Consider the following 13,408-nt stretch of genomic DNA (forward strand, 5'->3'; position numbering starts at 1 on the left):
GACTGCTCGGCGTCGATCAGTTCGACGCGCCGCCGACCGTGCGGATGCTGTGCCACTGCCCCTGTTCGACGCGGAACAGCGTGTACGGCGGCTTGATCAGGTCGCCGCGCTCGTCGAAGGAAATCTTCCCGGTCACGCCGGTGACCGATACGCCGGGCAGGCTCGCGACGATCTTGCCGCGATCGGTCGAATCGGCCTTGCGGACCGCCGCGATCATCGCGAGCGCCGCGTCGTACGCGAACGGCGCATACAGCTCGACGTCCTGGTTGAAGCGCGCCTTGTAGCGCTGCGCGAACGCGACGGCCGACGGCAGCTTGTCGAGCGCCGGCCCCGGTTCGAGATCCTGCGTACCTTCGCCCGAGCTGCCGGCGATCTTCAGGAAGGCGTTGCTTTTCAGTGCGCCGGCGCCGAACAGCTGCGCGCGGATGCCGAGCGAGCGCATCTGCTTGACGAGCATCGCACCCTGTTCGTCGAGTCCGCCGAAGAACAGCAGGTCGATGTTGTTGCTCTTCATCGTGGTCAGGATGCCGCGAAAATCGACGGCCTTGTCGTTCGTGTATTCGCGACCGACGACGCTGCCGTGCGCGTCCTTCACGCCTTTCTCGAACGCGTCCGCGAGCCCTTGCCCGAAGGCGGTGCGATCGTCGATGATGCCGATCCGCTTCGCCTTCAACTGCTCGACCGCGAAGCGGCCGGCCACCACGCCGCCGACGCCGTCGTGCCCCATCGTGCGGAACACGTTCTTGAAACCCTGCATCGTCAACTGCGGATTGGTCGAGCCGGGCGTGATCATCGCGACGTTCGCCTGCTTGTAGACGGCCGACGCCGGAATGCTGCAGCCCGAGTTGTAGTGGCCGACCACGCCGACCACGCCGTCGTCGACGAGCTTCTGCGCGACCTGGATCGCGATGCGCGGATCGGCCTGGTCGTCCTGCACGTCGAGCACGAAGCGCACGGGCTTGCCGCCCACGGTCGGATGTTTCGCGTTTTCTTCGTCGAGCGCGAGTTGCGCGCCGTATTGCAGATCCTTGCCGACGCGCGCGACGGGCCCCGTCAGCGGGCCGGCGAAACCGATCTTGACGGTTTCCGGGTCCGCGGCCTGCGCGGATGCGGCGACCGTGCCGATCGAGCAGAGCGCCAGCCATGCCAGCCAGTTACGACGATTCATGATGCCTCCTTGCAGGGGTGGAAGTCGCGGCGCGCGTCAGAATCGCGCGGCCCGGTACGGCGTGAGGTCCAGCGGCGGCGCGCGCTGGGCGACGAGATCGGCGACGATTTGCCCGGTGATGCCGGCGAGCGTCACGCCGAGATGCTGATGACCGAATGCATGGATCACGCGCGCACTGTGCCGCGCGCGGCCGATCACGGGCACGCCGTCCGGCAGCGTCGGCCGGAAGCCGAGCCAGCTGCGCGTCGGTGTGCCGAGCGACGGCACGGCTTCGCGGGCGGAACGCGTGAGCAGTGCGACGAGCGACGGATTCATCGGCGCGTCGAAGCCGCCGAGTTCGACGGTACCGGCCGCGCGCAGCCCTTCGTCGAGCGGCGTCATGTAGAAGCCGCGCTCGGCCCAGCCGACCGGCCGCGTGACGCTCGGCTCATGCGTGCCGAACTGCACGTGATAGCCGCGCTCGGTATCGAGCGGCACCGCGTCGCCGCACGCGGCCGCGAAGGCGCGCGAGCGGGCGCCGGCGGCAATCACGACGTGATCGAACGCGCGCGCGGTGCCGCCCGCATGCACGTTCACGCTGTCGCCGGCGGGCTCGATCCGCTCGACGCGCGCGCGTTCGAGCGTCGCGCCGCCGGTGGCGAGGTGCGCGAACAGTTCGCCGAGAAAGCCGCACGGATCGGAGAAATGCCAACTGCCGACGAACAGCACGCCGCGCGTGAAGATCGGAGCGAGCGCGGGCTCGAGCTGGCGGATCGCGCCTGCGTCGAGCGTCTCGAACGGCACGCCGAGCCGGCGCCGCAGCGCGAGCGACGGCTGCGCGGCGTCGAACGACGCCTGCCGCGCATACAGGTAAAGGCATTCGCGTTGCCGCACGAACGCCGCGAGCCGCGCGGCGCCGAGCAGCGGCGCATAGGCGTCGGCGGCGCGCGCCAGCAGCGCCGCCAGCGCGGTCGCGCTGCGTGCATGGCGCGCGGGTGTCGACGCGAGCAGGAACCGCGCGAGCCACGGCGCGCCGTGCAGCAGATACGGCCAGCGGATGCGCAGCGGGCTGTCGGCGGCGAACAGGAAATGGGGCAGGTTGCGGAACACCGACGGGCCGTTCACCGGCACGCAGCCGTACGGCGCGAACGTCGCGGCATTGCCGAACGACGCGCCCTGACCGATGCCGGCCGGATCGAACAGTGTCACGCGGTGCCCGTCGCGCTGCAGCCATGCCGCCGCGCCGAGCCCGATGAAGCCTGCACCCACGATGGCGACATTCGCCATGACGCGCCCCCTCCGGTCCACATGAGTCATACAAAGTTGAGATAAAGAATCACACAGTAATTTTTTGTGTGCAATCAAAATGAGATTGTGTGGCGCCGGTGTTTACCCGATCCCAACTGACTGATTCCGCTGACATTTCAGCTGAAGTTTGACGGGGAGGGGATGTCATATACAATCGCTGGGCAGGTCAAAATGGCAGACAAACGCTTTTTGTGTGGTCACGGGCGACAAATGGCATCAGACAAACTTTTCGGCGAGCGAGATGGCAGCCTGCCGGCGCAGGCGAAGCGGCCGACTTATGTCGAGGTATCGAGCTCGATCGAGGCGGAAATCCGCAACGGCACATATCCGCCGGGCAGCCGCCTGCCGCCGCAGCGCCAGCTCGCCACCGAGCTCGGCATCAACGTGTCGACCGTATCCCGCGCGTACAAGGAATTGCAGCTGCGCGGCCTGGTGATCGGCAGCAAACGCCGCGGCTCGCTCGTCACCGGTGGCGCGATGCCGAGCATCGAGCCGGCCCGCGCGTCGCTCGCGGCCGGCAACGGCGTGATCGACCTGACCGTGAACCGCCCGGCGACGGGCGAATTTCTCGCGAGCCTCGCGCAGACGTTCGGCACGTTGCCGAACGATCCGCGCTTCGCCGCGCTGCAGGAGTACCAGCCGCCGCAGGGCCCCGACTGGGCGCGCGCCGCCGGCGCGCAGTGGCTCGCCGCGCCGGGCTTCACGCCGTCGCGCGACCAGGTGGTCGTCACGAGCGGCGCGCAGCACGGGCTGTACGCGGTGCTGAACAGCCTGATCGGCACCGACGGCGTGATCGTGGCCGATCGCCTGACGTATTACGGGCTCAAGGCGCTCGCGCCGGTGTTCCAGTTCGAGATCGTCAGCGCGCCTGCCGACGACGACGGCCTGCTGCCCGACGAGATCGAGCGGATCTGCCAGCGCATGCCGGTCAAGGCGATCTTCGTCGTGCCGAACCTGCAGAACCCGACCGTGACGACGATGAGCCTCGCCCGCCGGATGGCGCTCGTCGACATCGCGCGCCGTCATCACGTGACGATCATCGAGGACGACGTGTACGGCCCGCTCGTGCGCGACCGGCTGCCGGCAATCGCAGGGCTGTGCCCCGAGCTGACGTTCCATATCGGCGCGACGTCGAAGATCCTCGCGCCGGGGCTGCGCCTCGGCTACCTGAGCTGCCCGCGCGACAGCGTCGCCCTGTGCGCGGAGGCGGTGCGCACGACCGCGTGGATGCCGGCCCCCACGTCGATGCTGATCGCGACGGTGTGGATCGAGGACGGCACCGCCGAGCGGATCATGGGCGCGCAACTGGCGGAGATCCGCGCGCGCGTCGATCTTGCAAGGGAACTGCTGCCGGCCGGGCACCTGAAATCCGATCCGGCGTGCATGTTCGTATGGCTGCGCCTGCCGCCGCCGTGGCGCGCCGACGACTTCGCCGCGAATGCGAAGGCGCGTGGCGTGATCGTGATGCCGTCGTCGACGTTCGCGGTCGATCGCGCGGAAATCGAGCACGGCGTGCGCATCAACCTCGCGTGCCCGGCCACGCGCGACGAACTCGTCAACGGGCTGCGGATTCTCGCCGGCACGCTGAAGGACCGGCCGCGCGCGCTGTTCGGTTCGATCTGACGGCGGCCGCTCAGTCGAGCAACCCCGCGACCACATCGACGATCCGCTGCAGCAGCGCTTCGTCGTAAGGCAGCCACGGCACCGCGCGCAGCGGCGACGGCGGCGGTTCGATCGCGGATTCGACGGGTTCGCCGTCGCGCGTCACGCGCCCGGTCGCGCAATGCACCGACCACGCGCCGACGCGCACATGGCGATCGTCGATCGTCATCCGGCCTTGCTCGATCGGTTCGGCGAACACGAGCGCGAGCACCTGCTTGCGATGCCGTGCCATCGCGCCGAGCGGCAGGTCGGACAGCCGGTGCAGGCGCTGCTCGCGCTCGCTCCGCGCGGCGCGCCGGCGCACCGGGTCCGCCAGCGCGTCGGCCGCGCGCGTCGCTTCATCGTCGAGCGCGAAGGCGGCGACGCTGACGAGCAGGTCGACCGCGCGCGCCACCTCCGAGAACACGACGGGATCGATTTCACCGATCGGCGCGGCCACCCAGCGCCGCTCGTGCCTGCGTTCGACGTGCAGCCGGCCCGACGTGCCCTGGCCGTCGGTGCCGGGAAAGAGCCGCGCGGCGACGCTGAAGGTCGCGCGCACGTCGCCGAACTCGCGTGCCAGGCCGTCGTCGTACGCGCGGATCGACCAGCCTTCGCGGCGCGCGACGCCGAGCAGCGGGCGGCTCGCGAGGACATGACCTTCGAACATCGCGGAATGACTGGTCGAGACGTCTTCGTCGGCCGGCACGTAGAACTCGCGGAACGCCTGCCGAACGGGCTGCCGGATCGCACGGCCGACGATCGCGCGCTGCCACGCGAGCCGCTCGTCCGCGTCGACCAGCAGCGGATGCCAGAGCCGGATCTCGCTGTCGGCGTCGAGTTCGCACGCCGCGCCGGCGGCATCGCGCAGCACGATCTTGCCTTTCACGACGTCGGGGAGGAACGAGACCGTCGCGCCGTCGCGCGCGCGTGCCTGCCAGATCATGCGGGTCGAGAACGCGGCGCCGGCCGGCGCATCGACGAGGCGCTCGCGCCATTCGGCATGGCCCAGCGTCATCGCCTGCCAGAAACCCGCTTCCATGCAGGTGGCGAGCATCGTGAGCTGCTTCTTGTCGGGTTTCGCGTCGAGCGTCATGCGCAGCGCGGTGTGCGGCCGCTCGCCGAGCGCGCGTTCGGCGGGCTTCAGGTTGCGCGCGAGCTTCTTCTGTACGCCCGCGTGACGCACGGTGGCCAGCGCATCGCGCAGCGCACGCAGGCTCTCGGGTGTCGGGATCGTCTCGACCGCATGGCCGAGCGCGATCGCGAGCGATTGCGACGGCGCGGTTTTCGCGGCGGTCGGCGCGACGCACACGCCGGTCAGCAGCGGCCCGATCAGCGCAGGTAGCCACGGCGCGTCGCGATAGGCCGCGACGCGCGCCGCGCGCGCGACGACCTGCGCGTCGTCGGTCGTGAACGCGCGATCGGCCTGATAGGGGACTTCGCCCGCGTGAATCGCGGCGACGTGCCGCGCGGCTTCGGTCAGCGTGTCGCGCGCGAAGTCGACGTAAGCGGGCTCTTCCGCGAGCGTGACGGCCGGATCGTCGGCGTTGAACCACAGCCGCTTCGGCGCGAAATACCCGTCGTTCGTCGCGGCCAGCGCGAGCAGCGCGGCCGGCCCGAGTTCGGGCAGCACGTCGAGCTCGCGGACGCGCGCCGGTGAATCGGCATTCGACTGCGCATACTCGTCGCGCAAGGCCCTGATGTCCCGCCGGCCGGCGAACGCGTGGAGGGCATATTTCCCGTACACGGAGAGTCTTTGCAGGCCGTCGTTCTGCGGTTCGTCGAGGATGCGCACGAGTTCGGCCTGCAGGGCGGGCGCGGGCAGCGCGTCGAGACACGACAGTTCCTGTAACGCGCGCTGCCACGCGCCGGCCGGAATGTCGCGGAACAGTTCGAGCGCGGCTTCGGCGTCGACGAGCGGCGCGAGATCGAGTGCGTCGATCTGCGTGCGCAGCCAGCGCGCGAATGTGGCGCGCGGATCGTCGTACGCGTAGTCGTGCTGCGCGACGCGTTCCTCGACACGACGCAGTGCCGGCCACACCGCGCCGAGCGCGTGCGCGTCGAGCGTCGACAGATCGAGCGGCGCGCCGGTGAAGCGCGGGTGGTCGGCGGTGCCGGTCAGTCGAGCGACGAGCTGGTCGACGAGGGCGCGATCAGTCATCCGCGGCCTCCTTGCCGGACGTACCGTTCCGGCGCCATTTCTGTGCGTGCCAGGCGGCGCGGACCACGCCGCCGAGGGCAGATGCCTGTTCGATCGTGTGTTGCATTGTGTGACTCCGGCAGTGAAAACCGTGCGGACGCACAGTATTGCACCCCAATTGATGCAGGCTGGCGAAAGGCCGTGCGGCGGGCGTTCCGGGCCGATTGGGCCGCGCCGCGCAGGGCTCGCGGCCGCCCGGCGATTTCATAAGACGTACAGTTTTCTCGCGATGCGCGATGCGCGCCGAACTGTACTCTTGTTCGCGCGATCGATGTGTGTACTCGTCGCCAACTGTTCTGCTCTTAAGATTCCATCATCAAGTGCACAGTGCCGCAGATCCAGTCGTCCCGGAACCCTGTCGGCGCATCTTCAAGAGAGAGCCAGTGCGATGGAAAAGGCAAAACCGGAGGGAAAGATCAGGAATCACGACGGCCCGGCCGGCGGGCGAAACACGGGCGTGTCGGACGCAAACGGCCGGACAGCACAGCTGCGCGGGCCGGCGGGAGGCACGCGATGAAACTCTATGAAAAACTCGCGGACGACATCGAGCGCTTGATCCGCCAAGGCGTGTACCGGCACGGCGACCGGATTCCGTCGGTGCGGCAGGCGAGCCAGCAGCACCGGATCAGCATCACGACCGTGCTGCATGCGTATCTGCTGCTGGAAAGCCGCGGGCTGCTCGAAAGCCGGCCGCAGTCGGGCTATTTCGTGAACCTGCGGCGCGACGACAGCCATGCGCCGGTGCGCGAATTGCGGCCGTCGAAGCCGATCGCGATCTCGTCGTCGGTCGACGTGAGCCGGCTCGTGCTGTCGACGCTGCGCTCGATCGGCACCGACGACGCGGTGCCGCTCGGCTCGCCCTATCCGGACCCGAGCCTGTTTCCGTTCGAGAAGCTGAACCGCTATGCGTATGCGGCCGGCCGCGACAAGTCGCTGTGGGGCGTGACGGACGGTTTGCCGCCCGGCCATCCGCGGCTGATCCGGCAGATCGCACGCCGCTACCTGGAAAACGGGATGTCGGTGGACCCGAACGAGATCATCGTGACGGTCGGCGCGACGGAGGCGATGAACCTGTGCCTGCAGGCCGTTGCAAAACCGGGCGACACGATTGCAGTGGAATCGCCGACGTTCTACGCGATGCTGCACGCGATCGAGCGGATGGGGATGAAGGCGATCGAGGTGGCGACGCATCCGGAGTACGGAATCGACATCGCGGCGCTGGCCGCGATCGCGAAGTCGCAGCCGATCGCCGCATGCATGGTGATGCCGAACTTCCAGAACCCGCTCGGCTTCCAGATGCCGGACGAGCGCAAGCGCGAGCTGGTCGAGTTCGCGACGAAGACCGGGATGCCGCTGATCGAGAACGGCGTGTACAACGAGCTGTATTTCGGCGATGCGCATCCGAGTTCGCTGAAGTCGTATGACCGCAGCGGGATCGTGCTGCACTGCTCGTCGTTCTCGAAGAGCCTGACGGCCGCGTACCGGATCGGCTGGGCGCTGCCGGGCCGCTATCGTGACCAGGTCGAGAAGCTGAAATTCCTGAACACGCTCGCGACGCCGTCGCTGCCGCAACTCGCGATCGCGGAGTTTCTCGAACGCGACGGCTACGAGCATCACCTGCGGCGTCTGCGCAAGGCGTATGCGCAGCAGGCGAACCTGATGCGCGCGATGGTGTCGCGGTTCTTTCCGGAGGGCACGCGCATCTCGAGCCCGGCGGGCGGATACGTGCTGTGGGTCGAACTGCCTGCGCAGATCGATGCGATGCGGCTGTACCAGCTCGCGCTGGAGCAGGGGATCACGATCGGACCCGGCTACATGTTCTCGATCACGGACAGCTACCGGAACTTCATCCGGCTGAACTACAGCAGTCCGTGGTCGCCGGAGATCGAGCAGGCGGTGATCACGGTCGGGAAGCTGGCGGCGGCGTGCATGCGGTAGACGGGGGCATTCTTGCCTGGCGCCGTCCGGCGTAACCCGGACGGCGCCAGGCGTCAGCGATTGAGCTCCTCGAGCCGCACGCCATTGGTTCTCGGGCCGAACGCGCCGATGACGACGACCACGACGAGCATGAACACGGTGATCCCGGTGAACACGCCGGGCACGCCGAAATCCTTCAGCAGCGCGGCGATGATGAAGCCCGACATCATCGCGCCGGCGCGGCTGGCCGAATATGCGATGCCGCTCGCGCGGGAGCGCACCTCGGTCGGGAACAGCTCGCACTGGTATGCGTGATACGCGACCGAGATCGTCTGCCCGGCGAAGCTGATCAGCACGCCGAGCACGATGAGCGGCACGACGGTCCTGACCTGCGCGAACGCGAGCCCGCAGACGATCACGGCCAGCGCACCGCCGACGATCAGGTGCTTGCGCTGGATCCGGTCTGCATAGCGCATCGCGAGCAGCGGCCCGGCCGGCATCGCGAACGCGATGACGAACGCATACAGCAGGCTCTTCGTGACGGTGATGCCCTGGCCGATCAACAGTGTCGGCACCCAGTTCGCGAATCCGTAATAGCCGATGGCCTGGCAGAAGTTGAACGCGACGAGCATCAGCAGGCGGGCGCGATAGGGTGCGCGCCACAATGCCGCGAACGCCGCGCGGGGTACTGCGGGCGCTTCGCTCGCCGGTGCGGGCGGCGGCAGCGGCATGCCCGACTCGCGCTCGGCGATCGCTTCCATCCGGCTCACGATCCGCTCGCTTCGTTCGGCATCGCCGTGTGCGGCCAGCCATCGCGGGCTTTCGGGCACCGCGCGGCGGATGAACCAGACGATCACGGCGCCGGCCGAGCCGGCCAGCACCACGATGCGCCAGCCGTCGAGCCCGAACACCGTCGCGGGAACGAGCCACCACGACAGGATCGCCGCGACCGGTGCTGCGGCGAACATCACCACCTGGTTGAACGCGATCGCGCGGCCGCGCATCTGCTGCGGGACGAGTTCGGTCACGTAGGTGTCGATCGTGACGATCTCCAGCCCGACGCCGATGCCGGTGATGAAGCGCCACAGCAGCACGCCTTCGGGCGTCGTCTGGAATGCCATGATGGCCGACCCGATCGAGTACCACAGCAGCGAGTACGTGAAGACGGCGCGGCGCCCGTAGCGGTCCGGCATCCAGCCGAAGCCGAACGTGCCGACGAACAGCCCCGCGAAGGTCGCCGCGATGAAGGCGGCGATGCCGGTGAAGCCGAAGAATGCCTGCGTGGTGGTTTGCAACAGGCCGCTTTTGGCCATGCCCGGCGCGATATAGCCGGTAAAGATCAGGTCGTAGACTTCGAAGAAGCCGCCGAGGGAAATCAGCAGCACGAGCATCCACTGGTGCCGGGTGATCGGCAGCCGGTCCATGCGCGCGGAGATGTCCGCGCCGGCGCGGATGCCGGCGCATACCTGCGGCGTATCGAGCGGGGCGCCGCCCGCGGTGACGGTCTGATGCATGGGTTGTCTCCTGATCCTCTGACGGGCGGCATGCTTCTTCGAGCTGCCTGCCTTGAAAACGGTTATAGGCGAGCGCGATGTGGAGGGGGCGCCGAATTCATGGCGGCGCGCGGCCGGGCCTGCTTCGACGCCGGCCGACTGTTACCGGACCGGCATCGGCTGCCGCTTATGCGACCGCGCGGCGTTTCAGCCGTGCCAGCACTTCCTGCGTGTGCTCGCCGACGCGCGCGAGCGCCTGGCGCACGCCGGGCCGTCGTCCGCCCATCGTGATCGGCAGCAGCACGACATCGGTCGTGTGGCCGTCGTCGGTCTGCATCGGCACCAGTCCGCCGCTCGCTTTCAGGTGCGGATCGTCGAGCAGTTGTTCGGGACGGACGATCGGCGCATACGGAATGCCGGCCGCTTCGAGTTTCGGCGACAGCTCGGCGGCGCGATGGTCCTTCAGGATCGCGCCGAGCCGATCGAGCAACCGCGGCCGCACGGCGACCCGCTGCGCGTTGGTGGCGAACTCCGGTTCGGCGGCGAGCCCGGGGCACGCGAGCACGTCGCACAGCGTGACGAACTGCCGGTCGCTGACCGCGCCGATGAACAGCTGTTCGCCGTCCGCGAGCGTGAACACGTCGTAGACGCTCCATGCCGACACGCGCGCCGGCATCGGCGGCGGCGGTTCGTGCGTCATCGCGTACTGCTGCATGTGCTGCGCGCACAGAAACACGCAGTTCTCGAACAGCGCACTCTGCACTTCCTGCCCGCGGCCCGTGCGTTCGCGTTCGCGCAGCGCGGCGAGCACGCCGATCGCACCGAACATGCCGCCCATGATGTCGTTGACCGACGTGCCGGCGCGCAGCGGCCGGCCGACCGGCCCCGTCATGTACGACAACCCGCCCATCATCTGCACGACTTCGTCGAGCGCGAGGCGCCGGTCGTACGGGCCGGGCAGGAAGCCCTTGTGCGTCACGTAGACGAGCGCCGGGTAGCGGGCCGACAGCGTGTCGTAGTCGAGGCCGAGCGTCGCCATCAGGCCGGGTCGGAAATTTTCCAGCATCACGTCGCAGGTGCCGATCAGTTCGACCGCGGCCGCCTTTCCTTCGGGCGTATGGAGGTCGAGCACGACGCTCTTCTTGTTGCGGTTGAACGAACGGAAGAAGCCGATGCCGAGGCCGGGCAGGTTGCGCGTCTTGTCTCCGCCGGGCGGCTCGATCTTGATCACTTCGGCGCCGAGATCGGCGAGGATCATCCCGCACGTCGGCCCCATGACCATGTGCGTGAATTCGATGACGCGAATGCCGTCGAGTGGAAGTCGGGTGTCGTGGTTCATGATGGATTCAGACGGTGGTGGTGGCGGCGGCGTGGGTGGCCGGCAGGCCCGCGCGCCACAGCGCGCCGTGCAGCGTTTCGCCGTCCAGCCAGCGCGCGACCTTCGCGCGCAGCGTCAGCAGCGCGGCAATGTCGATGCCGGTTTCGATCCCCATGTCGGCGAGCATGAACGCGAGGTCTTCGCTCGACGCGTTGCCGCTCGCGCCGGGCGCATGCGGACAGCCGCCGATGCCGGCGAGCGTCGCGTCGAAGCGGGCGACGCCCGTTTCGAGCGCCGCGTACACATTCGCGAGCGCGAGGCCGCGGGTGTCGTGAAAGTGGCCGCACCAGAAGCGCTCGCCCGCGGCGGCGCGCGCCTTGCCGAACAGTTCGCCGACGGCGGCCGGCCCCGCGTAGCCGACCGTATCGGCGAGGCTCACGCGGTCGGCGCCGGCATCGAGCAACGCATGCAGGTAACGCAGCACCGCGGACTGCTCGACGCGGCCCTGGATCGTGCAGCCGAACGCGGTGCCGATGCCGCCTTCGATCAGCGTCTTCGAGCCGGCCGCATCGCGCGCGGCGCGGATGCGCGCCACCTCGGCGACGACTTCGTCGGGTGTCTTGCGCAGGTTCGAGATGCTATGCGCGCGGCTCGCCGAGAGCGGCACCAGCATCAGGTCGGCACCTGCGTCGATCGCGTGTTCCGCGCCCTTGAGGTTCGGCACCAGCACCGACACGCGCAGGCCGGGCAGCGTCTTCGCATACGACACGAGTTCGGCCGTATCGGCCAGTTGCGGGAGCAGGCGCGCCGGCACGAACGATCCGACCTCGATTTCGCGCTGACCGGCCGCGTACGCGTCGCCGATCCACTCGATCTTGTGTTTCGTCGGAAGAATGCGCGGGATGCTTTGCAGCCCGTCGCGCAAGCCGACTTCGCGTATGACTGCATGCTGGGGGAACGACCGCATGTCGCTTGTCTCCGTTGATTTCGCCCGTGTCGATGTACCGGCGTCGTGCTAACTTTAGACATTCCTGATGGACATTAAAGCGGTATTTCGGAACCGTCACGTTTCCGAAATGGAATGTCTGAATGCTTGATTGTCTGGAGACAGCGGATGCGCGACATCGACCTGAAAACGCTGCGGCTGCTGGTGGCCGTGTGCGATCACCGCAACATGGCGCGGGCGGCGGAGGCGGTTCATATCGAGCCGTCGGCGATCAGCAAGCGCATCGCGCAACTCGAAAGCGACCTCGGCGTGCCGCTGCTCACGCGCTCGCGGCGCGGCGTCGAGCCGACGGCCGCGGGCAATGCGTTGCTCGAGCACGCGCGCAGCGTGCTTTTCACGATGGAGCGCATCGCGAGTGATATCGTCGCGTTCGGCGGCGGGCTGAAGGGGCGCGTCAGCATCTGCGCATCGGCGTCGGCGATCGCGGAGGCACTGCTCGACGACATTTCATCGTTCATGCGCGAACCGGCCAACGAGAACATCCGGGTCGACGTGGAAGAGCGGTTGTCGTCCGAACTCGTGCGGCAGTTGCGCGAAGGCGCGGCGAGCGTGGGCGTGTGCTGGGACAACGTCGATCTTCAGGGCCTGCAGCATCGGCCATATCGGCAGGACCGGCTGGCGCTGGCCGTGCATCGCGATCATCCGCTCGCGAACGCGCCGTCGCTGAGCTTCGAGCAGACGCTGGGCTACGAGCACGTCGGCCTGCTGCCGACGACCGCCGTCCACACGCTGCTGCAGCGCGCGGCCGCCGATGCCGGCACGACCGTGTCGTATCGCGTGATCGTGTCGGGTTTCGATGCCGCGTTTCGCGTCGTCGCGGCCGGGCTCGGGATCAGTGTCGTGCCGATGGAAGTGGCCGACACGTATCGGCCGGTGTTCGGCATCAAGGTGATCCCGCTGGTCGATGCGTGGGCGAAGCGCCGGTTCGTCGTCTGCTTCAGGAGCTTCGATGCGCTGCAACCGGCCGCGCAACGGATGGTCGACTATCTGTCGAGCCGGGCCGCGATGTCAGCCGCGAGCGGCTGATACGCAACGCCAACGCGTGCGAACTGCAACCGGCGATCGATGTCATGCCGGATTCCTTCCGGCTCGTCGTGATGTCAGCCGCCCGTCACCGGCGGGAAGAACGCCACCTCGCTATCCTCCCGCACGACGAATCCCCCCGTCACCATCTCGAGATTCACGGCGGCCCGCACGGGCCGGTCCATCCGCAGCGCTTCCGCGCTGCGCGCGTCGCGTGCGGCCAGCGTGTCGCGCAGCGCGTCGACGGTGAGTTCGCGCGCATCGATCTCGACGATTTCCTCGTCGAGATCGAGTTGCTCGCGAATGCTTGCGAAGTATTTGATCGTCAGTTTCATTGCGTTGTCTTTAGAAGGAG

General features: G+C 68.2%; 10 protein-coding genes. 3 read left to right on the forward strand and 7 right to left on the reverse strand.

All coding sequences use genetic code 11. From position 1 onward, the window contains the following. Window positions 1-16 precede the first annotated feature (16 nt). Both CFB50_RS37435 and CFB50_RS37440 read right to left on the reverse strand, forming a co-directional pair. Window positions 17-1,168 carry a branched-chain amino acid ABC transporter substrate-binding protein gene (locus CFB50_RS37435; RefSeq protein ID WP_089449395.1) on the reverse strand — a complete coding sequence of 384 codons (1,152 nt, stop codon included), beginning with the start codon at window positions 1,166-1,168 and terminating at the stop codon, window positions 17-19. Window positions 1,169-1,204: 36 nt separating this feature from the next. Further along, complete coding sequence (locus tag CFB50_RS37440; RefSeq protein WP_089449396.1) at window positions 1,205-2,434, reverse strand: NAD(P)/FAD-dependent oxidoreductase; 1,230 nt, start codon at window positions 2,432-2,434, stop codon at window positions 1,205-1,207. Between the two features lie 231 nt (window positions 2,435-2,665). Here CFB50_RS37440 and CFB50_RS37445 point away from each other — a divergent pair, with 231 nt between their 5' ends. Further along, window positions 2,666-4,078, forward strand: a complete 1,413-nt coding sequence (locus CFB50_RS37445; RefSeq protein WP_089449397.1) for an aminotransferase-like domain-containing protein — start codon at window positions 2,666-2,668, stop codon at window positions 4,076-4,078. Between the two features lie 10 nt (window positions 4,079-4,088). Here the strand turns inward: CFB50_RS37445 and CFB50_RS37450 are convergent, their stop codons facing one another. Further along, window positions 4,089-6,257: a DUF4132 domain-containing protein gene (locus CFB50_RS37450; protein WP_089449398.1), complete on the reverse strand. Its 2,169-nt coding sequence runs from the start codon at window positions 6,255-6,257 to the stop codon at window positions 4,089-4,091. A 552-nt stretch (window positions 6,258-6,809) separates the two neighbouring features. On the opposite strand from CFB50_RS37450, the gene CFB50_RS37455 reads away from it, so the two are divergent. Further along, window positions 6,810-8,234 (forward strand): aminotransferase-like domain-containing protein, encoded by a 1,425-nt coding sequence (locus CFB50_RS37455; protein ID WP_069249436.1) that lies wholly within the window; start codon window positions 6,810-6,812, stop codon window positions 8,232-8,234. Window positions 8,235-8,287: 53 nt separating this feature from the next. Here the strand turns inward: CFB50_RS37455 and CFB50_RS37460 are convergent, their stop codons facing one another. The 3 genes from CFB50_RS37460 to CFB50_RS37470 all read right to left on the reverse strand — a co-directional run bounded on the left by CFB50_RS37460 (window position 8,288) and on the right by CFB50_RS37470 (window position 11,991). Continuing rightward, on the reverse strand, window positions 8,288-9,727 hold the full coding sequence (locus tag CFB50_RS37460; RefSeq protein WP_089449399.1) for an MFS transporter: 1,440 nt from the start codon (window positions 9,725-9,727) through the stop codon (window positions 8,288-8,290). Between the two features lie 166 nt (window positions 9,728-9,893). Further along, window positions 9,894-11,045, reverse strand: a complete 1,152-nt coding sequence (locus CFB50_RS37465) for a CaiB/BaiF CoA transferase family protein (RefSeq protein WP_089449400.1) — start codon at window positions 11,043-11,045, stop codon at window positions 9,894-9,896. 7 nt (window positions 11,046-11,052) lie between these two features. Beyond that, on the reverse strand, window positions 11,053-11,991 hold the full coding sequence (locus CFB50_RS37470) for a hydroxymethylglutaryl-CoA lyase (RefSeq protein WP_089449401.1): 939 nt from the start codon (window positions 11,989-11,991) through the stop codon (window positions 11,053-11,055). Between the two features lie 147 nt (window positions 11,992-12,138). Between CFB50_RS37470 and CFB50_RS37475 the strand changes: the two genes are divergently transcribed. Beyond that, window positions 12,139-13,056 carry a LysR family transcriptional regulator gene (locus CFB50_RS37475; RefSeq protein ID WP_089449402.1) on the forward strand — a complete coding sequence of 306 codons (918 nt, stop codon included), beginning with the start codon at window positions 12,139-12,141 and terminating at the stop codon, window positions 13,054-13,056. Between the two features lie 74 nt (window positions 13,057-13,130). Here CFB50_RS37475 and moaD read toward each other — a convergent pair whose 3' ends face one another. Continuing rightward, window positions 13,131-13,388 carry a molybdopterin converting factor subunit 1 gene (gene moaD, locus CFB50_RS37480; protein ID WP_069249441.1) on the reverse strand — a complete coding sequence of 86 codons (258 nt, stop codon included), beginning with the start codon at window positions 13,386-13,388 and terminating at the stop codon, window positions 13,131-13,133. Between the last annotated feature and the right edge of the window lie 20 nt (window positions 13,389-13,408).

The sequence above is a fragment of the Burkholderia sp. AU33423 genome (assembly GCF_002223135.1).
In the GTDB taxonomy this organism is placed as follows: Bacteria; Pseudomonadota; Gammaproteobacteria; order Burkholderiales; family Burkholderiaceae; genus Burkholderia; species Burkholderia lata_D.